Origin of the sequence: Neolewinella litorea (assembly GCF_004803465.1) — a bacterium.
Lineage (GTDB): Bacteria > Bacteroidota > Bacteroidia > Chitinophagales > Saprospiraceae > Neolewinella > Neolewinella litorea.
In genome coordinates, this window is record NZ_SRSF01000004.1 from 1 (window position 1) to 26,445 (window position 26,445).

Here is a 26,445-nt window from a genome sequence, read left to right on the forward strand (position 1 = left end):
GGGCCGGCCCTCCCGGGCATAGTAACCGTCCAACTCCTCATCGATCCACGGCCAATCAATTTCCTCGGACAGGCGGCAGAGCTCATGGTCCAGACTGATGATTGAAGTCAGGCGATTGCGGAACAAATCCGTTTGGTCATGATTGGGCAGCGAGCCTTTCATTTTTCGCAAGGTTTTGGCCGTATTTGGCCGGTTTCTGGCGAAAAGTTAATATGCCGTCAACAATATAAAAAGATATTAGCCTACTGGTTTTCAACACTTTGCAAGACTGATTCATACTTCTTCAGGGACGACTATTTATAGTGTTGCGAGCTGTAATTACGCGGCAGCTTTTTAGAGTAGTGCGTGCTGTTTCTACGCGGAATTTTTTTAGAGCTGTGCGGGCTGTTCCTACTTGGCAGCTTTACCCTGTAGTGCAGGCTAAATACTTGGCGGTAGATTTTCTTTGGCCAATGGGGGAGTAACTCGCGATATCTTTAGGCTGTTTAGCGGGTTTAGATCCGTTTATAATAGATTGCCAACTTTAAAATACCAGAGAATATTAGAACAATCCCTCCTATCAGCGATAGATAATACATAGCCGCAACTAGGAATATCTCCGATGGGAGTTGATGTGCTAAAGCGTTGTTTTCCTGGTATAATCTCATTCCAGGTCTTAACATGATTTGATTAACTAATATCACCAATACTCCGCTGGCAAAAAAGTACACCGATTTTTCGAGGTGCTTATTCATTGTGTTGAATGATAGACAGATTTCCAATATCAAAACCTGGAGGATGAATTACCTGTGGTACTGGCATTTCCGCCAACATTATTACACCCGCATTGCACTTGCGCACGCAATGGCGGTGAAATTATTGACGGGTGTGCGCCATCCGCCCGCCAATAATACGTAATGTCCCGGATTTGCTGGGGAGATAATTGACGGGTGTGCGCGGGTTGACGGGTGTGCGCGCCCGGGATTCTCGGACCCCAATGACATCACCCCGCTAAAACTTAGCTCGCCATAAGTCCGAGCCGGTGTAAAATGGGGCCAACACTGGACGGTATGGTGGACGGCTAGAGCCCTAGTATATTCTTCCACTCAAAACATGTGGTCACGAGATCGTATCAGAGGGGGCGGGGTAGGATAGGGTGGTTTGGACTGCCGGTTAGGTAGCGGGGTGTATCGGCCATCAACCGCGGCCGTAACGGCATTCCCCGACACCCGCCCCCCGGGCCATTTTTGCCCCCGTCCGCTCCTCCGTACCTTAGCCCGTCGCGCCTTCGGCAGGAGGCCTTGTTATTTTGCCCAACCCAACGCCAATAAAAACCAACCCAAATGTTCCCCACCCAGACCTACACCGACCGCCGCCGCCGCCTGGCCGAGGCCCTTGCTTCCGGACTGATCCTGCTGCCCGCCAACGCCGAGGCGCCGATGAACTACCGGGGCAATACCTACCCCTACCGCCAGGATTCGAGCTTCCGCTACTTCGCCGGCCACAACCGGCCCGGACTGGTGCTGACCATCGACGCCGGCAGCGGGGAGAGCCGACTGTACGGGGACGATCCCACCCTGGACGACATCGTCTGGATGGGCGAGCAGCCACTGGTGAAGGATCTGGCCCAGCGCGTAGGCGCCGAATACGGAGGTACGCTGGAGCAGCTGGGCGGTCAATTGTCCAAGGCCGACACCGTCCACTTCCTGCCGCCCTACCGGGAGGAGCGCCGCCGCCAGCTGCGGAAGTGGTTGGGTGAAGACCGGGAAGCCAGTGAAGCGCTCATCCGCGCCGTGGTCGAACTGCGGGCCGTGAAGAGCGCCGAGGAGGTGGCAGAGATGAACAAGGCCGTCCGCACCAGTATGCAGATGCACGAAGCCGCCGAGCGCGCCACCCAGGCGGGCATGACGGAGTCGGAGGTCGCCGGTCTCGTCGAGGGGCTGGCCATCAGCGCCGGCGGTCGCCTGGGCTACCCGGCCATCGTGACCCGCAACGGCCACATCCTGCACAACCACTACCACGGCAACACCCTCCGCGAGGGCGATCTGCTGCTGATCGACGCCGGCGCCGAGGCCCCCTCGGGCTACACCGGCGACATCACCCGCACCTTCGCCGTGGGCGGGGAAATGACCGACCGGCAGCGGGCCGTCTACGACATCGTGGACCGCGCCAAGTCGGAAACCATCGCCGCCCTGCGCCCCGGCGTGGCTTATCGAGAAATCCACGACCAGTCGGCCCGCACCATCGCCGCCGGCCTGAAGGAGCTCGGCCTCATGAAGGGCTCCCCCGAGGACGCCGTCGCAGCCGGGGCCCACGCCCTGTTCTACCCCCACGGCCTGGGCCACCTGATCGGCCTGGACGTCCACGATATGGAAGACCTGGGCGAGGACCTGGTGGGCTACGACGATGAGTTCAAGCGCAGCTCGCTCTTCGGCACCCGGAACCTGCGCCTCGGCCGCCGCCTGCGCGAGGGCTTCACCCTTACGGTGGAACCGGGCATCTACTTCATCCCCTTCCTCACCGACCGCTGGCGCGCGGAAGGCAAGCACCGGGAATTCATCAACTACAATGCCCTGGAGGCTTACCGCGACTTCGGCGGCATCCGCCTGGAGGATGACGTGCTGGTGGCGGCGGATGGGCCTCGGGTGCTGGGGTAGCCGGATTATTTTACCACAGAGGTGCACAGAGGAATTTCACAGAGGTGCACAGATTATGCCCACGCGGCGCGTGGGCGGTCCGGGGCTTCCGCTAGCCTGGTGAAAGTCAGCAATTTAAAGGAGGACACCAGGAATCCCACTCTGTGATTCCTCTGTGCTGTACTCTGTGTCCTCTGTGGTCACCTTACCCCGAGCTTCCGAAGGAAGCGAAGCTGAGAGTTCCATAGTTTGCACGCTTCGCGTGTGTAGGTTTTCTCACCACAGAGGCACACAGAGGGGTTTCACAGAGGTGCACAGATTCTCCACGGTGAATACCAAATAGCAGGAAAGTCGCCCTTACAGCCGGCCGGATGCCGGGCCGCGGCAGGGCGTATAAAAATACATACTGTATGAGCCGGGACGGAGTCGTGTGGTGTGGCGAAGCACTATTCGGATCCCCGGCAATGAGGCCTCACTTGAGAACGTGCGAGTTTGTGGATTTTAGCCCTGACGGGGTTTGGCAGCCGATTAAGCCGGATGTAGAAGCTTGATTTTTTGTTTCTTTTTTATCAAGAAAAAAGAAAAGCACCAGAGCATCAAATGCCCACGCGGCGCGTGGGCGGTCCGGGGTAAGCAGCACGCATCCGAAAAATCCGCGCCCAAATCCGCGCCTCAATCTGCGTGATCTGCGGTGAAAAATAGTGGAAGCTTCCGAAGGAGGCGAAACTCAGAGAATACGCTTCGCGTGTGGGGGTTTTTACCGCAGAGGTACGCAGAGGGTTTCACAGAGGTGCACAGATTTAGCCCATGCGGAGCGTGGGTGGACCATACTCCCCCATATCAATCCCCCGTGTAGTCGGGCAAACTGTACAGCAATATCCATCCAACCCAAGCATCGGAGCCGAAGGCGGTAACCAATTCCAAAAACCGCTAAATATTGGTACGCGACTCAATGTTATCCACCGAAATGCCGTAGCGTTCAAATTCTTCCGCATGCTCCTGCAGCAGTTCGCCGAAGCGGGGGTTAACGTCGCCATCCGGGTTTTTGGTGATGGCCCCGTACTCGGTGCGGGAGAGCAGGTTGCTCCACCACAGCATCTGAGTGGCGCGCAGTGGGTCGAGGGCGATCTTGTGGTCCGACTCCGGCCGCAGCACGCCGTCGGGGTGCTCGCCGAAGCGGATGCCGAGGCTGCAGTACAATACCTCGCCGATGTCGTCGTGCTGGTGTTCGTTGACCCAGCTGTGCAGGAAGGTGGCGTGGTGAATGGCGTAGCAGCACAGCTCCTTCAGGTTCTCCCAGTCTTCCGTTTTGGCCTGATCGTCGAGGTCCGCGAAGTTCGCCTGCCGGGTGATGGGCGACAGGGCCCTGCACTCGCCGTCGTGGTGCTCCCGGTGAGTATGTGTCTTGTGCTCAAAGCGGTGCTCGAAGTAGGACATGCACCGGGCCTTGACCTCCTTGTCGTGGCCTTCCAGTCCGTGCAGGTGATGGTGGTGGTTGAAGTCGGGCACGCTGTGGGTGACCAGATCCTGCGACATGCGGTAGATCTCGGCCCAGTGCATACGTATTCCCGCCGCGTTCTCGCCCATGAATTCCTCGATGTACTGTTCGGTGATTTTCCAGAACAAGGTTTCGGCTTTCGCGTAGTGGTGGTGGTCGTTCACCACGCGCATGGGCTCATAATCCTTCCAGTTCAGCATACCGAGGGTGTCGCGCACGCGCTGGTGCAATCCCTTTTCCGTCAATGCCGAGGCTCGTGGCAGGTATCCGAACTCCTGGGAAATGAGCAGGCGGTCGGCGGTGTGGTCGACCAGGGAAACCTCCTTGAGGTGGGGTAGTAGCAGACTGGCGATGGGGTTGAGCCGCAGGTTGCGGAAGGCGGCAATGGCGTATTGCTCGACGTTGACGTGCGTGCGGGCGAAGTGATCGTCGACCTCGGAGATGAGGCCGCCGACGCACCGCGCCACGCGCTTGGCCTGCATCCACTTCTTGCCGTCGGTGGGAAAGAAGGTGCGTTCCTGGTAGGGATCGCGGTCAAAGGCACTCAGCGCCCCGGTGAAGGTGATGCTCAGCGGCCGCGGCACGAAATCGCCGGGTTGTATCTCAAAGACCATTTCCGTGGTGGGGAAGGCGTAGATGTCGTTGTGGTCGTAGCCCTGGTACCCCCAGTTGACCACGTGGTACAGGTGGTCGGGGTCGACGTCCTGATAGTGTTCCGCCTTGCGCTTCGTCTGCGCATTGGCGAACGGCTGGAAGGTGAGCGCGTGCATCCCGTTCATCATCCTTTCCCCGAAGAACATGTCGGAGCGCGTATAGCCAGGCAGCCGCTTTTCGAGGCAGGTAGTGAGGTTGGGGGGGTAGTCGCGCTGTATCTGGTCGATGGTGAGCGAATCGGGGTGGGCGCGCAGCTGGACGACGTGGCGCAGCTTGATCAGTTCCACGGGAATGAACTGGTCGGTGATCGCATCATCGCGTCCCTCTACGTACTTCTCCGGAGCTTCATCCTGGAGGTCGTCGATCTTGACGCGGGGTATGGGGGAGTCGGGGCGGTACGACCAGATGTCGATCTGAATGTCGCGGAGGTTGTACTGCATGCCCACGAGGTCGGACTTGGGGATGGGGATCGCCAGGGCAATGCAGTAACAGGGAGACAGTTGGCCGGTCTTGCTGTAGCGGTAGTACTTCTGCGATACTTCCGCCCGGATCTTCCGCACGGCCACCGAGCGCGCGGTCCGCAGATCGTATTTCAATCTGAAGTTGCCGTCGTGGTCGGAAAAGCCCTTCGCCAGCCGCCGCCAACTCAGCCACCAGGTGCGGGCCCAGATCTCGACGCGCATGTGGTGGAGGGGCGTGCCCAGGTCTTCCCGGCTGGCGTAGGTGGTGCGCCCCACGATGACGGAGTCCTTCTCTTTCGGTCCCCATATCTTCGGGTAGCGGGGGAAGAGGTCCATGGCCCACTGGTTGATCTGGTCCCGGACGCGGTCATAGGTCTCGTAGAGCCAGTCCAGGATCAGGGCGGGGGTGGCCGTGACCATCTTGGAGTAGGCAATATCGAGGTGGTGAAAACCCTTCAGCTTGGGCTTCAGGACGCCGCGGTTGCCGGAGGGTACCGGTTTGGTAGACTCGATGCATTCCCGATAGATCCGCTGAACGTTGTCGTAGCCGCCGTACTTGGCGTACGGGTCTTGGCGGGGGGAGGGAGGTTTGCCGGACATGCTTCCTTAATTTTTCTTCTGGACGAGATAGGTGCGGTTGAGGATGCGGGGCGGCTTTTCCCAGTCCGACCAGTTACGATTATCGTTGTCGGGGATTTCCGGGGGGTAGCCGAAGAGCCGATAGTTCAGCAGCCGGGCCTTGTGCGCTACGGCGGACTGCGCGCGCATGTAGTTGAGGGAATTGTAGTCGAAGATCGACCGCGCGGGGATGATGCCCAGCGACTCGGGCATATGGGTCAGGCTGAAAGTGGTACGGCAGCTTTCGTTCCAGTTTAGCGTCTCCGTGATTTCGATTTCGGCCAGGTCGTGCCAGGGGTACAGATCCTCGTTCCAGGGGAGCATATTGTTGAAGATCTCGGGCTTGTCGTCCGTGGCGGCATTGCGCAGCTGGATTTGCAGCAGGTAGTGGACCGGACCTTTCTTTACCCGGTCGCGGTATTCGTATTTCAGGTAGTTGCGGCCGCGCGGGTTGTGGGCCGCCACGCGCTGGTTGGGGATCTCACGGGGGTCCGGGTTTTTGAGTTTGCCGGTTTCCTCCGTCTTTGGTTCGCCGGGGATGACGCGGTATTTGGCGTAACGGGGGATGAAGTCTTCCCCGACAAAGCGGAAGGGTGTTTTGGCGTAATACCGCAGGTCGGAAAAGGACTTCGGATTCTCTCGGATGGCCTCGATGGCCCCGTCGAGGCCGTCGGGGTACTTGCGGTAGTATTCTCGGTACTGCACGCCGTACTGCTGCTTGCGCATCCGGGCGAACTGCAGGAAACTGGCCGCCGACCAGAAGAGGCTCTTTTCCCCGGTGTTCATCTGTAGGTCGAAGGGGCTTTCCAGGTGGTGGTCGGAGAACTTGATGGACATGCTCCGGATGCCCTTCACCGCATCGTCCAGGAAGGTAGCGGTGGCGTGCCGTATACGGCAGGGGAAGGTGCGGTCGGGCAGGAAGAACCTGTGGAGGGGGATGTTTGGGTTGTCCAAGATCCGCACGGTACCCGTGGCGGCGATGCCGTTGTCGTGCGACATGCGCCGCTTGATCATCAGCGAGGCGAATATGGCCACGGCGAGGCCGAACACCTTGCAGGTCACCCACATGAGGGAGTAGTCCCACGCGTTGCGTATCCAGTCGGCCATGGTCTCGCGAATCAGAGTGGAGTGCTCGGTGTGGCTCATGTGTGTTGTATTTGAATTTTCTCCTCGGGTTCCGGCGTGGGGCGGTCTTCGATGAAGTACATATCGATCTGCCCCTTATTCTTGGCGGCGATCTTGCCGCGGTGGATGAAGGTGTAGCGGCTGCCGATGAGGTCGCGCAGGGCCCCGGAGGCGTTGATCCGGCCGGCCACGCCGCTGGATTCCATGCGCGCGGCGGTATTTACCGTATCCCCCCAGATGTCGTAGGCGAATTTCTTGCGGCCCACCACCCCCGCCACCACGGGTCCGGAGTGCAGTCCGATCCGGATCTCGAGGCATTCCTCGCCCCGGTCGCGGCACCTGCGGTTGTGTTCCTCCATGTAGCGGCGGATGTCCAGGGCGGCGCGCACCATATCCTCGGCGTGGGTGGAGCTTACGGTGGGCAGTCCGGCCACGCACATGTAGGCGTCGCCGATGGTCTTGATCTTCTCGATGTTGTAGCGGCCGATGATCTCGTCGAAGGCGCAGAAGTGGGCGTCGAGGCTGCGCACGAGTTCCTCGGCGTGGAGGGTCTCGGCCAGCCCGGTGAAGCCGCGGAAGTCGGTGAACATCACGGTCACGCTGTCGAACCGCCGCGGCAGGGTGCGGCCATTGCGCTTCAGCTCCTCGGCGATCTCCTGGGGCAGGATGTTGAGGAGGAGATCGTCGGACTTCGTCTTCTCCACCGCCAGCTGCTCGGTGCGTTCGCGCACCTTTACTTCCAGGTTTTCGTACAGGATAGCGTTGTCGATCGATATGGCGATCTGTCCGGACAGCAGCGCCAGCAGGTCGATCCGCTCAGCGGTGAATACGCCCGCCGCGAGCTTGTTTTCCAGGTAGAGGATGCCCACGAACTTGCCGTGGTTGAGGAAGGGCAGGCAGAGGACGGAGCGGGCCCCGCGCTCGAGCAGGTACGGGTCGAGGGCAAAGCGGTCGTCGTTGGCCGCGTCGTTGATCACCACGGGCTGCCGCGTGCGGTTGACAAACTTGACGACGGATTCGGCGACCAGTCCGGAGTTTTCCACCGGCAGGGCCTGCAGGACGGTGGTCCTTTCGGCCTCCACCGAGAAAGCGGCCTCGATGAGCAGGCTGCCGTTCCGTTCCAGCAGCAGTACGCCTTCCTGGGCTCCGGCGTTCTCGATCACGATCGACATGAGGTTGCGGAGCATGTCGCCCAGCTGAATCTGGGCAGAGATGGAGGTGGCGGCCTTGAGTACCGTCTGAAGGTCCAGCAGGGAGGTATCACCAAAGCTCGTGAGGGCGTGCAGGGTGGTCGTGTTGCCGATGGTGCCGGCGGCCCGCAGTTCCGTGCCGCGGAGGTGGTCGGGGTAGTGGTTGCGCAGGTCGGCCAGCTTGGCCTCCGCACCCCATTCCCGGTAGGCACTGAAGGCCGACTTGAAGAAGAAGCCCGCCAGTTGTTCCATGCCCTGTTCCAGGTACGCGCGGCCCGCGAGCTCGTAGGCCAGGGCGGCCTCGTGCACGTACTGCTGCCGGTTGGCTTCCGCGATCGCCCGGTCGTAGGCCAGTCGGGCCAGGTTGAAGTTGCCCAGTACGCGCTGCCGTTCGGCCTCCATCAGTTCGGCCTTGTGGAGGTAATTTTCGGGGGCCGTGCGCGACCACTTGCGCATTTTTTTGATGTTGGTCCGGGCCCGGCGCATGATCCGGCGCTGCTCGCGGCGGTCGCTCTGGGGGTAGAGCGCCAGGTTGACAAGCGCTTCGTAGAAGTGGTGGTTCGGGATCTCGAATTTGGCCAGTACGGCTTCCAGCAACCGGCGGGCGTTTGCGGCGTGCTCGGCCGCGGGGCGGTAGTCGCGGAAGTGGCAGGCCAGGATGAGCTTGTTGAAGTAGATGAAGAACAGCCCGGTCTTGTCGTCGCGCTCTGTGTTCTGTTCCATCATTTTCGCCTCGTCGTAGGCGTCGCCGGTCAGGATGAGGGGGTTGGCCGACTTCTTCATGAAGTTGCGCATGCCCTGGCGGTAGACCTCGTTGTAGTTGTAGTTGGTCTCTTGCTTCAGCTGCAGGTAATTGCGGCTGTAGGCGGCGGTCTCTTCCTCCACCCGCTGCAGGTTGCGGCCGATGAGGTAGGAGTGGATGCAGTAGATGTTGGAATTGATGCAGGCAAACTCGATGGCGCCGGTCTCCAGTCCGATGTGGTAGCTCTCCTGAAGGGGGCGCAGCGTATTGCGCACGTGCTCGTTCCAGTTGATGATCAGGGCGTAGACCGGGCAGTAAATCTGGGTGGTCCAGGCGCGTTCCTCGAACTTGTCCATGAGGCGCAGGCCGAGCTTGCCGTAGCGGTAGCCCGACTCCATCTGTTCCAGCACCCCGCACATGATGACCCCGTAGGTGGCGAAGGCGAAGGCGCTCAGGGCGGTGTTGCCGTACTTCAGCGACATCCGGCACATGCGGAAGATGACCAGGGGGAAGAGGTTGGGGCGGGCCCAGTAGGAGCTGGAGGCGATGTCGGCGATGATGCGCATGGCCGCGATCTTGCGCGGCTCGTTCATGATCGGGAGGTCCTCCAGGGTATGGATATCCTTGCCGTAGAAGCGCAACTTGGTGTAGAGCAGGTCGGACATAACGTTGGGCAGACCCGGCTGCCCGGGGAACTTCTCACCCAGTTGCTCGAGTACTTCCAGACCGGTGTCGATGGCCTCGTTCAGCTGGTTCTTGGCCTTGAAGGAGAGGATGCGGATCTCGTAGGCCTTGACCTTATCGAGCAATTCGGTGGCCTCGTTGAGGATGGTGGCCACCATCCCGTCCATGGTGGCGAATTCCCCGCTCAGGTAATTGCATTCCGCCGCTTCGGTGTAGAGGTCGCGGCTCAACTCATAGTGACTTTTCCAGCTGCCCTGCGCCGGCAGCAGGTCGATGCCGGCCTGCAGGTACTCGGCACCGCGGCGGAAGGCGGAGGCTTGCTTGGCGCGGCGGCCGGCGCGCAGGTTCAGTTCGGCCAGGCGCAGCCGTTCTTCCCCATCGTTGATGGCCGGCAGTCCGCTGTTGAGCTGGGTGACGATGTCGAACACCCGCTCGTCGAGATGATCGGGGGGCGTATCGGCCAGCAGGAGGCGGCCGATGCGTGCGTGTACCGCGGCCTTGTCCGCATCCGGTATGAGGGAGTAGGCCGCCTGCTGGATGCGGTCGTGGGCAAACTTGTACGCCTTGCCGAAGGGCAGGAGCAGGCCTTCCCGCAGGGCGGGGAAAAGGATCTCTTCCACTTTCTCCGCGTCCACGGATTCGATCACGCAGAGGGTCTCCGGGTCGAATTCATTGCCGATGCTGGCGCCCACCTTCAGCAGGTCCTGCGCGGGGGTAGGCAGCCGCATGACCTTGGCCGCCATCAGTTCGACCACGTTGTCGGTGATGTTACGCTGGCGCACAAGCGCGAGGTCCCAGGTCCACCGCCGGCTTTCCGTGTCGAACCACAGCAGCTCTTCCTCGTAGAGCGAATAGAGGAACTGGGTGGTGAAGAAGGCGTTGCCCCGGGTCTTTTCGTACACCAGGGTGGTGAGCGGCCGCGTGGCGGCGGGCTGGATGCCCGTGGCTTCCGAGATCAGGTTGTTGACGTCGTCCACGCTGAGGTTGCCGATCTCGATGGTCGTGAGCTTGCCGCCGGCGGATTCGATCTCGCGGACGGTCTGCAGGAAGGGGTGGGAGGCGTCGACCTCATTGTCGCGATAGGCGCCGATGCACAGCAGGTGATTGTTTTCCAGGTCCGTCATCAGCAGCCGCAGGAGTTCCAGGGAGGCGGAATCGGCCCATTGCAGATCGTCGATGAAGAGCACGATGGGGTGCCGGGCCGTAGAAATGGAGCGGACGAACTTGCGGAAGACGTAGTTGAAGCGGTTCTGGGACTCCGAACCGGCCAGTTCGGGTACTTCGCGCTGCGGACCGATGATGTGCTCGAGGTGGGGGATGACCTCCGTCAGTACCCGTCCCTCGGTGCCCACGGCCGCCTGAATCTTTTCGCGGAAGCTGTCTACGGTCTCCTTCTTTTCGGTCAGCACCAGGTCGACGAAGCGGCCCAGCGCCTGGAGCAGGGCGAAGTAGGGTTCCGCCCGCTGGAACTGGTTGAACTTCCCCTCGACGAAGTAGCCCCGGGACTGGGTGATGGGCTTGTGGACCTCATGTACCAGGGCCGATTTGCCGGTACCCGAATAGCCCGCCACGAGCACGGTTTCCAGTCCGCCGCGGCTCACCCGCTCAAAGGCCGCCAACAGCCGGGCCGTCTCTTCCTCACGGCCGTAGAGCCTCTCCACGATCCGGAATCGGCCGGAAAAATCCTGTTCGCCCAGGATGAAGGGCTGGATCACCCCGGTATCCTCGTAGGCCTCGAGACAGTGCTGCAGATCGGCCTCCAGGCCCCGGGCCGACTGGTAGCGGTTCTCGGCGTTCTTGGCCAGGAGGCGGTCGATGATGAGGGCTACGGACTCCGGCACCTGCGGATTGAGCTTGCGGATGTCGGGAGGGCGCTGGGCGATGTGACAGTGGACCAACTCCAGGGGTTCCTTGGCCCGGAACGGACAGTGGCCGGTGAGCATCTCGTAGAACACCACCCCCAGGGAATACAGGTCGGTGCGGTAGTCGACCGCGCGGTTCATCCGGCCGGTCTGCTCCGGGGAGATGTAGTGCAGGTTGCCTTCCAGCACCTCGGGGTTGCCCAGGTTCTGCTCCTTCAGGTCGATCCGCGAAGAGATGCCAAAGTCGATGATCTTAACTTCCGCCCGCGGCAGGTCGAGGAGGATATTGTAGGGACTGATATCGCGATGGATGATGCCGGCGGAGTGGACTTCGGCCAGTGCCCCGGCCATGGCTACGGCGGCGCGCAGGAAGCCGCCGATGTCGTGCTTGCGGTCCTTGAACACTTCGGCCAGGGTGGGGGCGTCGACCCATTCGAGGTAGAGGTAATGGCGGTTCTGCGACCGGGTGCGGCCCAGTACGCGGCGGATGGCATCGCCCTCCAGGTTCTTGGTGATCTCGAATTCGCGGTAAAACTTGGCAATCTCGCGGGGGGTGGGAAACTCGTAGTTCAGGGCCTTGCGCACCACGGGGCCGCCCCATTCGCTGTCTTCCAGGTAATGGATTTTGGTGCGTACGCTTTCATAAACCAGTTGTTCCGCCTTCATGGTGCCTCGTGCCTCTGGCGGTGGATACTGCCTCCGCTTGATTACGTAATATAAGATGTACCAAGCATTTAGGCCGTGCGATGCGGCGCTGAGCCACTTTTGCCGGCATTAAGTGGGGGGTACGGCACCCGCGACCGCGCCCCAACCCGGAAAAGCCGGAAAGGCTACACCTAAAAGCGGTCCGCCGCGTTAATTTGACGTAATCCCCCCGAACGATGCGCTACCTCCTCCTCTGTTGCTTCCTTGGCCTGGCCCCGCTGTGGCTCGGCGGACAGTCGAACCAGCTCGCCCAGCAGTACTACATGGACGGGGAATACGAAAAGGCGGCCGAGCTCTACCGGGCCCTCGCCGAAGAGAGCTATAACTCCTTCTACTTCGACCGCTACGTGAGCAGCCTGATGAACCTGCGGCGCTACGACGAGGCGGAATCCGCGCTGAAAAAACAACTGAAACGCACCCCCGAGGACCTGACCCTGCACGTCAAGTACGGCCAACTGCTCGAACAGGAATTTTCCGAGGACAAGGCACGCAAGCAGTACGAGGAGGCCATCGACAACCTGCGGGCCGATAAATTCCAGATCACCCAGCTGGCCAACGCCTTCCTGGTGCTCACCAAGTACGACTACGCCATCCGCACCTACGAGCGCGGCACCCAGCTCCTGAAGGAAGACGGCGCCTTCAGCCTCAATCTCGGCGACCTCTACCGCCGCAAGGGCGATACCGGACCCATGATTGCCAACTACCTCGACGCAATGGCCGAAGATCCCCGCCACGCCCGCAACGTACAGACCTACTTCCAGCGCTACCTCGACGCCGACGGACTGCTGGAGGCCCAGAAGCAACTCTACGCCCGCATCCAGCAGGACCGCAAGGAAAATCCCCTCTACCCCGAGATGCTGGCCTGGGTGGCCATCCAGCGCAAGGATTACAAGGGGGCCCTGCGGCAGGTCCGCGCCCTCGACCGCAAACTGGAAGAGAACGGGGAGCGCGTGCTCGACCTGGGCCACCTGGCCGCCAACGACCACGACTACGAAACGGCCATCGCGGCCTTCGACTACGTCGTGGAGAACAAGCCCCCCGGCTCGCCCTTCTACCTGGAAGCCAAGCGCTCCGGGCTGCTGACCCGCCGCCAGGCCATTACCGACGGCTACGACTATACGGAAGCCGACCTGCGCATCCTGGAAACGGCCTACATGGAGTTCCTCCAGCAGTTCGGCCGTAACCCCGCCTCGGCCCGCATCGCCATCCAGCTGGCCGAACTCGAAGCCCTTTACCTCAACGACCTCGAGCAGGCCACGCAGATCCTCCAGGGCGTGGTCGACCTCAACGGCGTCGACGAAACCGTGCGCGCCGAAGCCAAACTGGCGCTGGCCGACTACTACCTCATGCAGGGCGAGGTATGGGAATCCACCCTGCTGTACAGCCAGGTAGACAAACAATTCAAGGAAGACCTGCTGGGCCATGAGGCCCGCTTCCGCAACGCCCGCCTGAGCTACTTCCGCGGCGACTTCGAGTGGGCGCAGTCGCAGTTCGACGTGCTCAAGGCCAGCACCTCCCGGCTGATCGCCAACGATGCCCTGGACCTGTCGGTCTTCATCATGGACAACCTCGGACTCGACACCACGGCCACGGCCCTGCAGACCTACGCCGACGCCGAACTGCTCATGTTCCAGAACCGCTACGACGAGGCCTTCGCCACCCTGGACGGGCTGCTGCGCGACTTCCCGGGTCACGACCTGGAAGACGACGTGGTGTACCTCCGCGGCCGCATCTACCAGAAGTTGCGGCGCTACGAAGACGCCGCCGCCCAGTACCGGCAGGTGATCGATACCTACCCCGAAAGCATCCGCCTCGACAACGCCCTCTTTGCCCTGGCCGGACTGTTCGAAAACGAACTCGGCAACAAGGAAAAGGCCCAGGAGCTCTACGAAACCCTCTTCATCGACTACAGCAACAGCATCCTCGCCGTGGAGGCCCGGAAGCGGTACCGCATCCTGCGCGGCGACGCCGTGCAATGATCGTCGGAGGTCACGGAGTGGCGGCCAACGGACAGCCCCGGACATCGCCGGGATGAAGTGAGAATCGTCCGAAAAATGTGGTGCGGATTTCCTATTTTTAAGGAAACACCACCCCTATGCGCTACCCTGGCCTCCCCTCCCGGTTCTTCCTGGTCGGACTGCTGCTGTCCGCCGTAGTATCCCTGGTGGCGTGGGGCTTCCGCACCGCTCCCGATGCCGCCCGCCAACAATTGATGGAGCAGACCCGCCCCCGGCAGGAAATACGGGTGGAGCAGCGCACCACCGTGCGGCACCACCGCCACGGCGGACGGCGGATGCAGTCCCCCCTCTTTCCGGCCTGCCCCAACCAGCCCGATTACCAGAAGCGCAAACGGTGCGCGGACCGTGAACTGCTGCAGTACGTGCAGATGCACCTCAAGCACCCGGAAACCCTCACGGGGCCGGCGACCGGCTCGGTGGTGGTCCGCTTCCGGGTCGAGGCCAGCGGACTGACGGGGCAGCCAGAAGTGGTGCGCAGTAGCCACCCGGCCTTCGGTCGCGCGGGCCGCGAGGTAGTCCGGCGCATCCTGCACGAACACCCCGTGTGGGAACCCGCTCTCCGCGGCGGCCGGCCCGTAGCGTCGGAATTCATTCTGCCTATCCGCTTTCACCTACGCTAGAACCCGCCATTGATGAACCCTGATACCCTGAATTCCCGCTTCCTGCTCACCGGCCTGCTGCTGGCGATGCTGCTTTCGGCGGCCGTGTTCGGGTTTCGGCGGGGGTATTCCGCTGATCCAAAGGTCGCGCCGGAACGTGTTGAGGAAGCCGCGGACCACTGCGGTGACGGCACGGCCTGGAACCCCATGAAGATATACGGGCTACCGTTTTCCTACCGTCCGAAACTCCCCAGCGAGGAGAACATGACCTTGCCGATCTTCCCCGGCTGCGAGGGGCAGTCCGACTACGAGGAGCGGGTGTTCTGTGGCTTCCGGCGCCTGCTCGCCTTCGTCGACGACCACCAGTATCAACCCCCGGGCTCGGCCGCGGAGCGGGTCTTCGTGAAGGTCACCATCGACCAGTACGGCCGCATGGCCACCCCGGAAGTGACCCAGGGCGCCGACCTTCGCAACCGCAGCGAGGCCCTCCGCATCGTCAACCTCCTCATGGACCGCGACGTTCGCTGGACGCCGGCCACCCGCGGGGGCATTCCCGAGGCGCGCGCCTTCGTTTTCCCCTTCACCTTCCACGGCGCCACCTGCTCCCTCTGACTCCCCGGGGCGGCGGCGCGCGGGTGCCATACCCTGCGGTACCATCTCGCAACGATCTTCGGGCCACGCCGTTTACCCTTTGCGATCTACCGTATTACTATCCGTGCGTAAACTATTGGTCTTCCTTACCCTGGCCCTGCTCGTGGCCTGCAACACCTACCAACCCCTGGCCCTGCCGGAACCGGAGGAGGCACCCTGGAAGTCCCGGGTGATACCCCCGAGTCCGCAACCGCAGGACGGCGACCCGGTGGCCGGACTCGATTACCTGATCCACGGCGACTATATCGGCAGCGGCATTCCGCTGGAGATAATGCGTAAGCAGTCCGACAAAATGCCGCATCTCGACAGCCTCTACCCGCGCAACGCCCTCAACGAGGGGATACCCTACTACATGACGGCCTTCATTGCCCCGAACGGGGCCGAAACGGTGAACGGAAACTGCTTCACCTGCCACGCCGGGCGGGTGGATGGGCAGCTCGTCTTGGGGCTGGGCAACAGCTTCGCGGAGTGGGAAAAGAGCATGGTGCCGATGGGGACCATGATGCGCCTGGGCATGGCCGTGAAGTACAAAAAGGAGGATCCGGAAACCGTGGCGTTTGAAGACTTTGGCAAGTACTTCAAGGAGATGGCCCCGACCGTGAAGGTCACCCAGCCCGGCGCCAACCCGGCCTTCCGCCTCGCCGAGGCCTGCATGATGCACCGCAACCCCGAAGACCTCACCTACGTCGAGGAGCCGCTCTACGACATGTGGAACTATAACATCGGCACCGACACGCCGCCGCTCTGGCACGTGGGGAAAAAGAACAGCCTGTATTACACGGGCACCGGCCGCGGGAGCATGCCGAAGTTGCTCTTGCAGGCCAGCGTACTCGGGGTGCCCGACAGCAGCCATACCCGCCGGTCGGTAGAGGCCTTCCGCGACGTGTACGCCTACTTGAGCCAACTCGAACCCCCGGCCTACCCGCAGGCGATCGATGAGCCCCTGGCCCGGCGCGGCGAGGCCATCTTCAACGACAACTGTTCCGGCTGCCACGGCACCTACGGCGCGGAAGAGACCTATCCGAACAAGGTCATCAACGTCGACGTGGTCAAAACCGACCGCCTCTACGCCGACTACATCCAGCAATCGGCCATCGTCGACTGGTACAACAGCAGTTGGTTTGCGACCAGTGAGCCGAAATCCTCCTTCGAACCCGTGCACGGCTACGTAGCCCCGCCCCTCGACGGCATCTGGGCCACGGCCCCGTACCTGCACAACGGCTCGGTTCCCACCGTCTACGAACTCCTGAATTCCGCGGCCCGCCCCGCGCGCTGGACCCGCGACGGCCGCTCCACCTCCTACGACCACCGCAAGCTGGGCTGGCAATACGACCCCGCCCCGAAAAACCAAAAGTGGACCTTCGACACCTCGGTGCCCGGCTACGGCAACGGCGGCCACACCTTCGGCGACAAGCTGAGCGAGGACGAGCGCTGGGCGGTGGTGGAGTACCTGAAGACGCTCTAGCCGTTGGACGGTCCCCCCACCGTCCAACGGTTGGACGGTTGGACGGTCCCCTGGTGCGACCACTAAGCCGTCGGACCAGATATCGCCGGAGCAACTTAACTTACGGGAACCACGTTCCAATCGAACCAACCAAAACCACCACCCATGGAAACCAAACGACAGCGGCAGGTCGCCGAGCTCATCAAGCGCAACTTCAGCATCGTACTCCAGCAGGAAGGCCCCTACATTTACGGCGCCCAGCCCCTGGTGACGGTGATGGACGTACAGGTGAGCCCCGACCTCAGTGTGGGCAAGGTGTACCTGAGCATCTGGAATACTGACAACAAGCAGGCCGTAATCCTGCAAATGGATGAGGAGCACTCCCGCCTGAAGAGCGCCCTGGCCCACCGCCTGCGCCGGCAGCTGCGCCGTCTCCCCGACCTATCCTACTTCATCGATGAGACCCTCGACGAAATGAACAAGGTGGACAACATCTTCGAAAAGCTCTACGCCGAGGATCAAATGCCCGAGGGCCAGCAGGCTCCGAAGGACGAATAAACCCCGCGCCCCATGCTCAGCAAGCGCAATCTCGGTAACGTCATCCGGTGGCCGCTGGGCCTGCTGGCGGTGATGTACGTTGTCTTCATCTTCGACTACTACCTCACGGGCGGACTGCTGAGTGCTTACTACGGACTCCACACCCGCGAGCTGGCCGGCCTGCCCGGCATCATCACCGCGCCCTTCCTGCACGGCAGCTGGGGGCATCTGCTGAGCAATACGGTACCCTTCGTCTCGCTGGCCGGATTGCTGGTCTTTTTCTATCCCCGGCTGTGGCCGCGGGTACTGGCCTCCCTCTGGCTCGGTACCGGGGTGCTTGTATGGGTGCTCGGTCGCCACGTCACCCACATCGGCGCCAGCGGGGTAGTGTATGCCCTGGCGGCATTCCTGGCCTTCAGCGGCATCTTCCGGCGCGACTTCCGGGCCATAGTCGTGTCCTTGCTCGTCCTCTTTTACTACGGCGGCATGATCGTGGGCATCCTCCCCGGCGAGGAAGGCGTCAGCTGGGAAAGCCACCTCCTCGGTCTCGTCATGGGCGTCCTGGGCGCTTACGCCTACCGCGGCGAGCGGGAAGAACACGAAGTCATCGCCGAGCGCAAAAAGGAAGAAAAAAAGCGCCAACAACGCAAGAAGGAACCCTTCCTGGATACCGACACCTTCGACAAGACCAAAAAGGAAAGGGACAACGAAGCCTTCTGGCAAAAGCTCAAGGAACTCAGCGAACGCGAACGCCTCCAACGATAGTAAAACGCTGCCTCAGTCAGCGCCAGCACAACGCTGCCTCGGGCAGCGCCAGTACAATGCTGCCTCGGGCAGCGAAAGCACAATGCTGCCTCAGGCAGCGCCAGTAAGATGCTGCCTCAGGCAGCGCCAGCAAAATGCTGCCTCGGGCAGCGAAAGCAAAATGCTGCCCAAGACAGCGCCACCACTTAAAGGAGGTTGGAACGTCCCGGCACCCGCGCGCCGCCGCCCCCCTCCCTACTTCGGGATGCCAAGAGCAGCCAGGATGCGGTGAAAGACCTCCGTATTATCAAACACGCCAGTAAAATTCCGGGCGCCCGGGCCGTAGGCAAACAGGGGTACCAGGGTGCCCGAATGATCGACGCTCAGAAAATCCGCCCGCACTTCGCCCGCCGCGGAGCCACCGGCAATGCCCAGACCACCGGTTTCGTGGTCGGCGGTGACGATGACCAGGGTTTCCCCGTCGGCATCGGCGAATCGCAGGGCCTCACCGACCGCCCGGTCGAAATCCAGCAGCTCCTTGACGATGGTTGAAATCTCGTTGGCGTGGCCGCCATTGTCGATCTGGGCGCCCTCGACCATAAGGAAGAAAGGGCGTTCGTCCTGACCCAGGACCGACAGGGATTTGGCCACACTCTCGGGTAGAAAGGCCTCACGGCCGGCCGCGATGGCCGGCATCTTGTCGGTGCCGTTGAATATGGCTACTGAATGGTCCAGGGTTTCGAACTGGCTCAGGGAGGTAGGGGTGAAGCGGCCACTGATGGCCTTTTCCAGCCCCTCCCCGCCGGAAATGAAGAACGACAGGTCGCTCCGGACCAGGTCCTCCATAATCTTTTCGGAGTCGTCCCGTTCGGGCGTGTGGGCGTAGAAGGCCGCGGGGGTGGCCCCGGCAATGCCGTCGGTGGTGATGATGCCCGTGCGGTAGTTGTGATCACTGAGGTGCTCGACGAGCGACCGCAACGGTCGGCCGACGGTATCGACCCCGATGGCGCGGTTGTTCGTCTTCACCCCCGTAGCCATGGCGGTGCCGGCCGCGGCCGAATCGGTAACGGGGTCGTCGGCGGCCGCGGTGCCCACCAGACCGATGTGGGTCAGGCTGGTGATCGACAGGGCTCCCCGGTTGGCCATCCGTGCCGCGGAAATGTGGGCCAGCCCGTTGCCGTCGCCGATCATCAGGATGATGTTCCGGGGGGAGGCGGAAGCGTCGATCTGGTTCCGGGGGGTATAAGTCGCAGACGGGGGATCCGCCGCGTACGTATGCTGGTTCAGCTTGTCTAGAAAGGCCCGGGCCGCGGAGGGTTGGTCGGTATTGATGTAATCCACTCCGAGACGGGCGTAGGTCGCCCAGGCCGTTTTGGTGTCGGGGGTTGCCCAGAAGCGGAAGGGGATACCGGTGTTTTGCGCCCGCTGGATTACCGAGTCTACCCGGGCCAGGTCCTGAGCGGTCATCCTGCCGTAGCCGTTCCAGACGGAATACCCGCGGAAGCTCTGACTGATCATCGCCACCCGGGAAAGGTCTACCCGATCAAGGTCCTCCAGGTTCTGGTGGTCGAAATAGATGAAGTCCGGGTAGTTGGCGTAATCTTCCGGGGGCGGGCGGTTGCCGGAGATGATGAAGGTAACCTTGTCACCCTGTGCCAGCTCAGGGTAGGCGGCGATCGCGGCAACCACGCGATCCAGGGTAGCGTAGGCTTCGGTCTTCAGGTCGATGAGCAGGCGGACCGGGCGCAGGTTCCCCTTGCCCGCCAAGCGGGCAAGTTCTTCCAAATAAGTGCCAGAGAAGGTTACGGCAGGGTCGATCTCCTGCCGGGCGTGGGCGACGTACAGAGTATCGTGGTGCAGGACCAGGTCTGCCTCAATCGAGGCGGCGCCACTACTGTACGCACGCCAAAAGGGTACTTCCTGCAGGTAGTCGTTGTGGGAGTGGACCAGATATTCCGTTTGGGCCAGCAGGGTAGTGGCCGCCAAAAGGAACAGGCTTGCGGTCAGCCAGTGGTGGATTGTAGTCATACGTGTAGCCGGTGTCCCGCTAAAGTACGCGGACAACATCCGATGTCGAAATTGCCGCCCCCCGGCGAAGCGAGGGAAAAGCGCAACACCAATCCCACAACTTAATGACCCAAAGACTGACCTTTCACTAAAAAATGAAACTTCCCCCGCAACTACCCCCACCCTCAGCCGTTTTCCTCCCATGAACACTGCCGAACTGCTGGAAAAAGGCCTTAACCGCGAATGGCTCACCGCCGAAGAAGGGGTTTGGCTGCTGGAAAACGCCGCGACCGCCGAACTGATGTACGTCGCCGACCGCCTGCGTTTTGAATCCGTGCCCGAGCGGACCGTCACCTGGATCATCGACCGCAACAGCAACACCACCAACGTCTGTATCGCGAACTGCAAGTTCTGCAACTTCTACCGCCGCCCCGGCCACGCCGAGAGCTACATCACCAGCATCGAGGAGTACAAGCAGAAGATTGAAGAAACCTTCGCCTTCGGGGGCGAACAGCTGCTGCTGCAGGGCGGGCACCACCCCGACCTGGGACTGAAGTACTACGCCGACCTCTTCCGGAAACTGAAGGAACTCTACCCGAACCTGAAGCTGCACGCCCTCGGTCCGCCCGAGATCGCCCACGTGGCCAAGCTGGAGGGAATGAGCCACTACGACGTACTGAAGGAACTGCACGCTGCCGGACTCGACAGTCTGCCCGGCGCCGGTGCCGAGATCCTCAGTGACCGCGTGCGCCGCCTGATCTCCAAAGGGAAGTGCGGCGGCGAGGAGTGGCTCGACGTGATGCGCGCCGCCCACCAGCTCCACATCACCACCTCCGCCACGATGATGTTCGGCCACATCGAGACGAACTGGGAGCGCATGGACCATCTGGTCCGGATACGGCAGGTGCAGGGGGAGAAGCCCGAAGGTGCCAAGGGATTCCTCGCATTTATCCCCTGGCCTTTCCAGGACGAGGACACCATCCTCAAGAAAATCAAGCGCGCCCGCAACACCGTGACCGGCGACGAATACATCCGCATGATCGCCCTGAGCCGCATCATGTTGCCCAACGTAGTCAACATCCAGGCCAGCTGGCTCACGGTGGGCAAGCAGGTTGCGCAGTTGTGTCTGCACGCCGGCGCCAACGACTTTGGCTCCATCATGATCGAGGAGAACGTGGTGAGCGCCGCCGGAGCCCGCTGGCGATTTACGGCCGACGGCATCCAGGAGGCCATCCGGGAAGCCGGCTTCCGGCCCCAGCTGCGTACCCAGCAGTACGAGTACCGCGAACTGCCCGCCAACGTCCGCCAGCAACAACTCGATACCGCGGAGCTGATCGTAGATTAGCCCGCATGAGCAGCGGCACCCTTTACCTCATTCCCTCCACCCTCGGGCCGGGGGCCATCGATACCATTCCCCCACGGACGCTGGCCGCCATCCGGCCGCTGCGGCACTTCGTGGTGGAGACCGGGAAGGTGGCCCGGGCCTTCCTGAAGGAAGTGCAGCTCGATCACCGATTGCAGGAGTGCCACTACTACGAGCTGAACAAACGTACCCCCGATGAGGCTTTGCCCGCCCTCCTGGAACCCGCGCTCGCCGGCCAGAATGTAGGCCTGCTCTCCGACGCCGGCGCGCCCGGCGTGGCCGACCCCGGGGCCCGACTGATCCTGCTGGCCCACCGACACGGAGTGCGCGTGGTACCGCTGGTGGGGCCCTCCGCCATCCTGCTCTGCCTGATGGCCGCGGGACTAAACGGGCAGTCTTTCACCTTTCACGGCTACCTGAGTCCGAAGCGCCCGCAACTGGCCAAGGACCTGAAACGCCTAGAAGCGGAGAGCCGGCGCCACCAACAAACCCAGCTCTGGATCGAGGCCCCGTACCGCAACCAGGCCACCCTCGAGGTTGCCGTGGAAGCGCTCGCACCGTCTACGCTGTTCTCCGTAGCCGTCGATCTCACCACCGAAACGGAGTGGGTACGCACCGCCGCGATCAGCGATTGGATCGGGGACGACGCTCCGGCGATCGGTGCCGGCTTACAGAAGCGACCGGCGATGTTCCTCCTGCTGGCCTAGGCCCACCAGCGTAGGCCACGTAAAATCTACGCCATAAATCTCCCCTAAACGCGCTTATCCGGCCACGAGCCGTGACCGGACATAACTACCGCATCCGCTAGGGCGTTATCTTTTCCACTTTTCGCCCGCTTCCGGAAAATTGTTTGTCTATGGCCGCACGGCTTACCCTCCTCCTGAGTTTGTTTTCCCTGGCCCTGAGCGCCCAGTTTGCGAGCCCCATTTCCTGGACCTTCGAAGCCCGGCACCTGGAGGCCGATCGCTACGAGTTGGTCGCCACCGCCCACGCGGAGACCGACTGGTCGATCTACAGTCAGTTCACCGACGACGGCGGTCCCGTACCGACCACTTTTTACTGGGACGAGGGCGACCACTACGAACGCATTGGCCCGGTGACCGAAAGCGGCCACAAGAAGGAGGGAATGGACGAGCTCTTCGGCGTCAACGTCATCAAATACCTGAGCGACAAACCCGCCGTGTTCCGCCAGACGGTCCGCATCCTGGAGTACGGAGTCCCCATCACGGGTGAAGTGGAATACATGTGCTGCGACGATACCCAGTGCCTGCCGCCCACCACGGAACCTTTCTCGTATTCCCCGGCACGCGTTACTTCGGGGGCGGCGGAGCGCAAGGAGCTGGCCACTACCCCAAAGCCAAAACCCGACGGCACCATCGTCGATAAGGAAACCGCCCCGCCGCCGGTCGCTAATTTGCCCGCCGAGGAGGTACTGAATACCTACGAGGCCGCGCTGCCCCCGCCCACCCAGGAGGAACCGGTGAGCTGGCGCTTCCGCGTGGAGGAACTGGACGGGAGCCGTTACCGCCTTTCCATGGTGGCTACGCTGGCCGATGAGTGGACAGTTTACAGCCAGGACATCGACCCCGAGATCGGACCCATCCCCACGGAAATGGTAGTAGAAGCCGGTCCGGGCGTACAGCCGATTGGCACCGTAACGGAAACCTCCGCCACCCTGAAAAAGAAATACGACAACACCTGGGAAGCCGAGGTGAGCAAGGTCGATGGTGGTACCGTGACCTATTCGCAGGTGGTCCGGATGGACGACAACGCTACCGTTTCCGGCTACCTCACCTTCCAGACCTGCAACGATGTGATGTGCCTCCCCCCGCGGGACGTGCCCTTCACCTTTGATGCCGCGGCGGGCGTGGCTACGGTCGACGGCATCAGCGGCACGGACCACGATCCCTTCGCGGTCAACGACGACCGCGCCGTGGTGGGAGTCCAGCCGCTCGGCGACTACAACTTCAACGCGGAACCCCTGGCCGCCTGCAACGTGGGTGAGGCCGTAACCCGGGGACAGGGCCTGTGGTCGATCTTCGGACTGGGCCTGCTGGGCGGTCTTTTTGCCCTCATCATGCCTTGTATCTTTCCGATGATCCCGCTCACGGTGAGCTTCTTCACCAAAAGTGGGGGCAGCCGGGCGGAAGGCGTCAAGCAGGCCGCACTCTACGGTTTCTTCATCTTCCTCATCTACGTACTGCTGAGCGCGCCCTTTCACCTGATCGCTGGTATCGACCCCTCCATCCTCAACAGCATCGCGAGTAACCTCTGGTTGAACCTGCTCTTCTTCGTGGTCTTCATGGTCTTCGCGGGCAGCTTCTTCGGCTTTTACGAACTGACGCTGCCGCAGAGCTGGAGCAACCGGGCCAGTCAGGCCGAAGGCGTAGGCGGGGCAGTGGGCATCTTTTTCATGGCGCTCACCCTGGCGCTGGTCAGTTTTTCCTGTACCGGGCCGATCCTGGGTAGCCTGCTGGTGGAGGCCGTCAGCGACGGTGCCTGGCCGCTCACGGCGGGCATGGCGGGATTCGGGGTGGCCCTGGGCCTGCCGTTCGCCCTCTTTGCCGCTTTCCCCGGCGTCCTGAACAGCATGCCAAAATCGGGCGGCTGGCTCAACAGCGTGAAAGTGGTGCTGGGCTTCGTGGAGGTGGCCCTTGCATTCAAGTTCCTCAGCAACGCCGACCTCGTGGGCGACTGGAACCTGCTGCGCATCGAACCCTTCCTGCTCATCTGGATGCTCTGTTCGCTGGGCATCGCCGCCTACCTCTTCGGGTGGATCAGCTTCCCCCACGACAGCCGCAATCGCAAGGTCGGACCGGTAGCCGCCATCATCGCCGTGGCCGGCGTGCTCTTTACCGCTTACCTCGCCTTTGGCTTCACCAAGAACGAGGAAACCGGCAGCTATGAATCCCTCAACCTCCTCAGCGGCATTGCCCCGCCAGTCTGCTACAGCTACATGAACCCCTGCGACTGCCCCCAGGGCATCACCTGCTTCAAGGACCTGGATGCCGGACTGGCCTACGCCCGTGAGGTGAACAAGCCGGTCATGCTCGATTTCACCGGCTACACCTGCGTCAACTGCCGCAAGATGGAAGAGAACGTGTGGAGCCAGGACCGCATCAACGACATCCTGACCGAGGATTATGTCCTCATCAGCCTCTACGTTGACGACCGCAAGGAACTGCCCACCGACCAACACCAGGAGGTGGCCCGCCTCGACGGTTCCGGTCGCAGCATTCTGATCGACCAGGTAGGGGAGAAGTGGCACTACTTCCAGCAGAGCGTGTTCCAGCACGCTACGCAGCCTTACTATGTGCTGGTCTCGCCGGACGGCCAGACCCTCAACCCGCCCGTGGCCTATACCCCCGATGCGGAAGCCTACGAAGCCTTCCTGCGCTGCGGGCTCGATACGTTCGAAGAATTACAGGGTAAATGATGCCATCGCTCACGCGGCACTTGCCCGACCACCCAGGTCCTACCGGACCACTAAGTAAAAATTATGCGCATTCGTTCCCTCGTACTGCTGTCTGTCCTCTCCTTCTTCGTAATCGCCTGCGGTCACGACCATGAGAACGGGATCGACCCCGAGCACGCCCCCGGCTACCTGCAGCATCACCCTATTGATCCGGAGTCCGGACTGATCCTCGTGGATACCCTCGGCTACCCCGGCAACCACCCCACCGATCCGGTCACCGGGGAAGTAGACCCGCAGCCGGTGCGGGATTGGGAATACATCGACCAGTCTAACCGGCCCTTCGGGACCAGCGAATTGCGGGGAAAGGTCTACGTAGCCGACTTTTTCTTCACGTCCTGCCCTACCATCTGCCCCAAGGTCAAGAGCCAGATGCTGCGCTTGGAAGAGCGATTCAAGGATAACCCCGACTTTCAATTGGTCTCCTTCACCGTAGACCCGAAGCGGGATACCCCGGAACGCATGACCGAGTACGCCCAAAAGCTGGGTATCGAGGATATGGACCGTTGGCGGTTCATTCAGGGCGATAAATTCGAGATTTACGACCTGGACGAGGATTACTTGAGCGTAGCCCTGGAAAACGACGCTGCGCCCGGTGGATTCGACCACAGCGGGTACCTAGTGCTTGTCGACCGGGAAGGGTACGTGCGCGCCTACGCCAGCGGACTGGTGGAAGAAGAAGTTGACCACCTGATGGAGGACATTCAATTGCTGCTCGACGACGAGGACGGCTCCGCGCGGTAAGCCGCTGAGCCTAGAGGTCGCGTAGTTCCCGCCACAGGTTTTCCCGCGCCTGGGCTTCGTAATGTTCCCTGCCGTAGTCGGTATGATAAATGTGCGGCCGGTCCAGGAAGGCCGTAATGGCTTCGGAACGCTTGGGCCGGAAGGTGAAGTAGGGCAGCATCCAGTATTCCTGCCGCAGGGCGGCGGCGTATTGGGCGTAACCGGCCGGATCGCGGGCCAGTACCACCAGGTCCAGGTCGACCAGCAGGGCTTCATCGCCATCGTCCCGGTCGGAGGGTTGGTAGTCCTTCGTGGCCAGGATAAGTTGTCGGCACCGATCGACCCGATCCGCCGCGAGATCACTCATCTGCTGCAGGTCCCGGACGGCAGACTGCGCACTGCGCTCCTCGTTGTCGATGCGGGTGGGTTTGTAGACGATGTCGTGGTAAAGCAGGGCAACGCCCAGCATGTCGGCGTCGGCCGGGGGCCGGTGGCGCGGCAGGTGTGCAACCATTTCCTCGAGGTGCTCCAGGTTATGGTAGGGCCGTCCGGCGTACGCGCGGCGAAGATTGTTCCAGTTCAGACCGGCCGTGGGGAGCCGCCGCACGAGATCATCAAAAAATGGTTTGACCACGGGATGTAATTTAATAGGGCCGACTGAAGGCGTACCTTTGCGGCCCGAGACCTAACTGAAACATCCGTCCCGAACGTGGCGGAACTCCAAAGTAACCAT

At 61.8% G+C, this 26,445-nt stretch carries 16 protein-coding genes; 11 read left to right on the forward strand and 5 right to left on the reverse strand.

The window, feature by feature from the left end; genetic code table 11:
* Positions 1-1,322: 1,322 nt before the first annotated feature.
* Positions 1,323-2,636, forward strand: coding sequence for an aminopeptidase P family protein (locus E4021_RS10815; protein WP_136459290.1), 1,314 nt, complete (start codon positions 1,323-1,325; stop codon positions 2,634-2,636).
* Between the two features lie 909 nt (positions 2,637-3,545).
* Here the strand turns inward: E4021_RS10815 and E4021_RS10820 are convergent.
* Genes E4021_RS10820 through E4021_RS10830 form a run of 3 tightly spaced genes read right to left on the reverse strand, consistent with a single transcriptional unit; the run spans position 3,546 to position 12,115 of the window.
* Entirely contained in the window at positions 3,546-5,828 is a 2,283-nt protein-coding gene (locus tag E4021_RS10820) for a lipoxygenase family protein (RefSeq protein WP_136459292.1), read from the reverse strand.
* Positions 5,829-5,834: 6 nt separating this feature from the next.
* On the reverse strand, positions 5,835-6,992 hold the full coding sequence (locus E4021_RS10825; protein WP_136459294.1) for a catalase family protein: 1,158 nt from the start codon (positions 6,990-6,992) through the stop codon (positions 5,835-5,837).
* Positions 6,989-12,115 carry an adenylate/guanylate cyclase domain-containing protein gene (locus tag E4021_RS10830; protein ID WP_136459296.1) on the reverse strand — a complete coding sequence of 1,709 codons (5,127 nt, stop codon included), beginning with the start codon at positions 12,113-12,115 and terminating at the stop codon, positions 6,989-6,991. The genes E4021_RS10825 and E4021_RS10830 overlap by 4 nt, the downstream gene beginning before the upstream one ends.
* A 215-nt stretch (positions 12,116-12,330) precedes the next feature.
* On the opposite strand from E4021_RS10830, the gene E4021_RS10835 reads away from it, so the two are divergent.
* The 6 genes from E4021_RS10835 to E4021_RS10860 all read left to right on the forward strand — a co-directional run bounded on the left by E4021_RS10835 (position 12,331) and on the right by E4021_RS10860 (position 18,168).
* Positions 12,331-14,133 carry a tetratricopeptide repeat protein gene (locus tag E4021_RS10835; RefSeq protein ID WP_136459298.1) on the forward strand — a complete coding sequence of 601 codons (1,803 nt, stop codon included), beginning with the start codon at positions 12,331-12,333 and terminating at the stop codon, positions 14,131-14,133.
* A 116-nt stretch (positions 14,134-14,249) separates the two neighbouring features.
* Positions 14,250-14,792: an energy transducer TonB gene (locus E4021_RS10840; protein ID WP_136459300.1), complete on the forward strand. Its 543-nt coding sequence runs from the start codon at positions 14,250-14,252 to the stop codon at positions 14,790-14,792.
* 12 nt (positions 14,793-14,804) lie between these two features.
* Positions 14,805-15,383, forward strand: coding sequence for an energy transducer TonB (locus E4021_RS10845; protein WP_136459302.1), 579 nt, complete (start codon positions 14,805-14,807; stop codon positions 15,381-15,383).
* A 103-nt stretch (positions 15,384-15,486) separates the two neighbouring features.
* Positions 15,487-16,887, forward strand: coding sequence for a c-type cytochrome (locus tag E4021_RS10850; protein WP_136459304.1), 1,401 nt, complete (start codon positions 15,487-15,489; stop codon positions 16,885-16,887).
* 144 nt (positions 16,888-17,031) lie between these two features.
* The gene (gene rbfA, locus E4021_RS10855; protein ID WP_136459306.1) at positions 17,032-17,424 is read left to right on the forward strand and encodes a 30S ribosome-binding factor RbfA; all 393 of its coding nucleotides are present in this window, start codon (positions 17,032-17,034) and stop codon (positions 17,422-17,424) included.
* 12 nt (positions 17,425-17,436) lie between these two features.
* Positions 17,437-18,168 (forward strand): rhomboid family intramembrane serine protease, encoded by a 732-nt coding sequence (locus tag E4021_RS10860; RefSeq protein WP_136459308.1) that lies wholly within the window; start codon positions 17,437-17,439, stop codon positions 18,166-18,168.
* A gap of 234 nt (positions 18,169-18,402) precedes the next feature.
* On the opposite strand, the gene E4021_RS10865 is transcribed toward E4021_RS10860, so the two are convergent.
* Positions 18,403-20,175, reverse strand: coding sequence for an alkaline phosphatase (locus E4021_RS10865; RefSeq protein WP_136459310.1), 1,773 nt, complete (start codon positions 20,173-20,175; stop codon positions 18,403-18,405).
* Positions 20,176-20,356: 181 nt separating this feature from the next.
* On the opposite strand from E4021_RS10865, the gene mqnC reads away from it, so the two are divergent.
* The 4 genes from mqnC (at position 20,357) to E4021_RS10885 (ending at position 25,733) form a co-directional block, all read left to right on the forward strand.
* Positions 20,357-21,499 carry a cyclic dehypoxanthinyl futalosine synthase gene (gene mqnC / locus E4021_RS10870; RefSeq protein WP_136459312.1) on the forward strand — a complete coding sequence of 381 codons (1,143 nt, stop codon included), beginning with the start codon at positions 20,357-20,359 and terminating at the stop codon, positions 21,497-21,499.
* Positions 21,500-21,504: 5 nt separating this feature from the next.
* Positions 21,505-22,224: an SAM-dependent methyltransferase gene (locus tag E4021_RS10875; RefSeq protein WP_136459314.1), complete on the forward strand. Its 720-nt coding sequence runs from the start codon at positions 21,505-21,507 to the stop codon at positions 22,222-22,224.
* 149 nt (positions 22,225-22,373) lie between these two features.
* Positions 22,374-24,953 carry a protein-disulfide reductase DsbD family protein gene (locus E4021_RS10880; RefSeq protein WP_136459316.1) on the forward strand — a complete coding sequence of 860 codons (2,580 nt, stop codon included), beginning with the start codon at positions 22,374-22,376 and terminating at the stop codon, positions 24,951-24,953.
* A gap of 63 nt (positions 24,954-25,016) precedes the next feature.
* Positions 25,017-25,733: an SCO family protein gene (locus E4021_RS10885; protein WP_136459318.1), complete on the forward strand. Its 717-nt coding sequence runs from the start codon at positions 25,017-25,019 to the stop codon at positions 25,731-25,733.
* A 10-nt stretch (positions 25,734-25,743) separates the two neighbouring features.
* Here the strand turns inward: E4021_RS10885 and E4021_RS10890 are convergent, their stop codons facing one another.
* A complete protein-coding gene (locus E4021_RS10890) occupies positions 25,744-26,346 on the reverse strand; it encodes an HD domain-containing protein (protein ID WP_136459320.1) in 603 nt (200 codons plus the stop codon).
* Between the last annotated feature and the right edge of the window lie 99 nt (positions 26,347-26,445).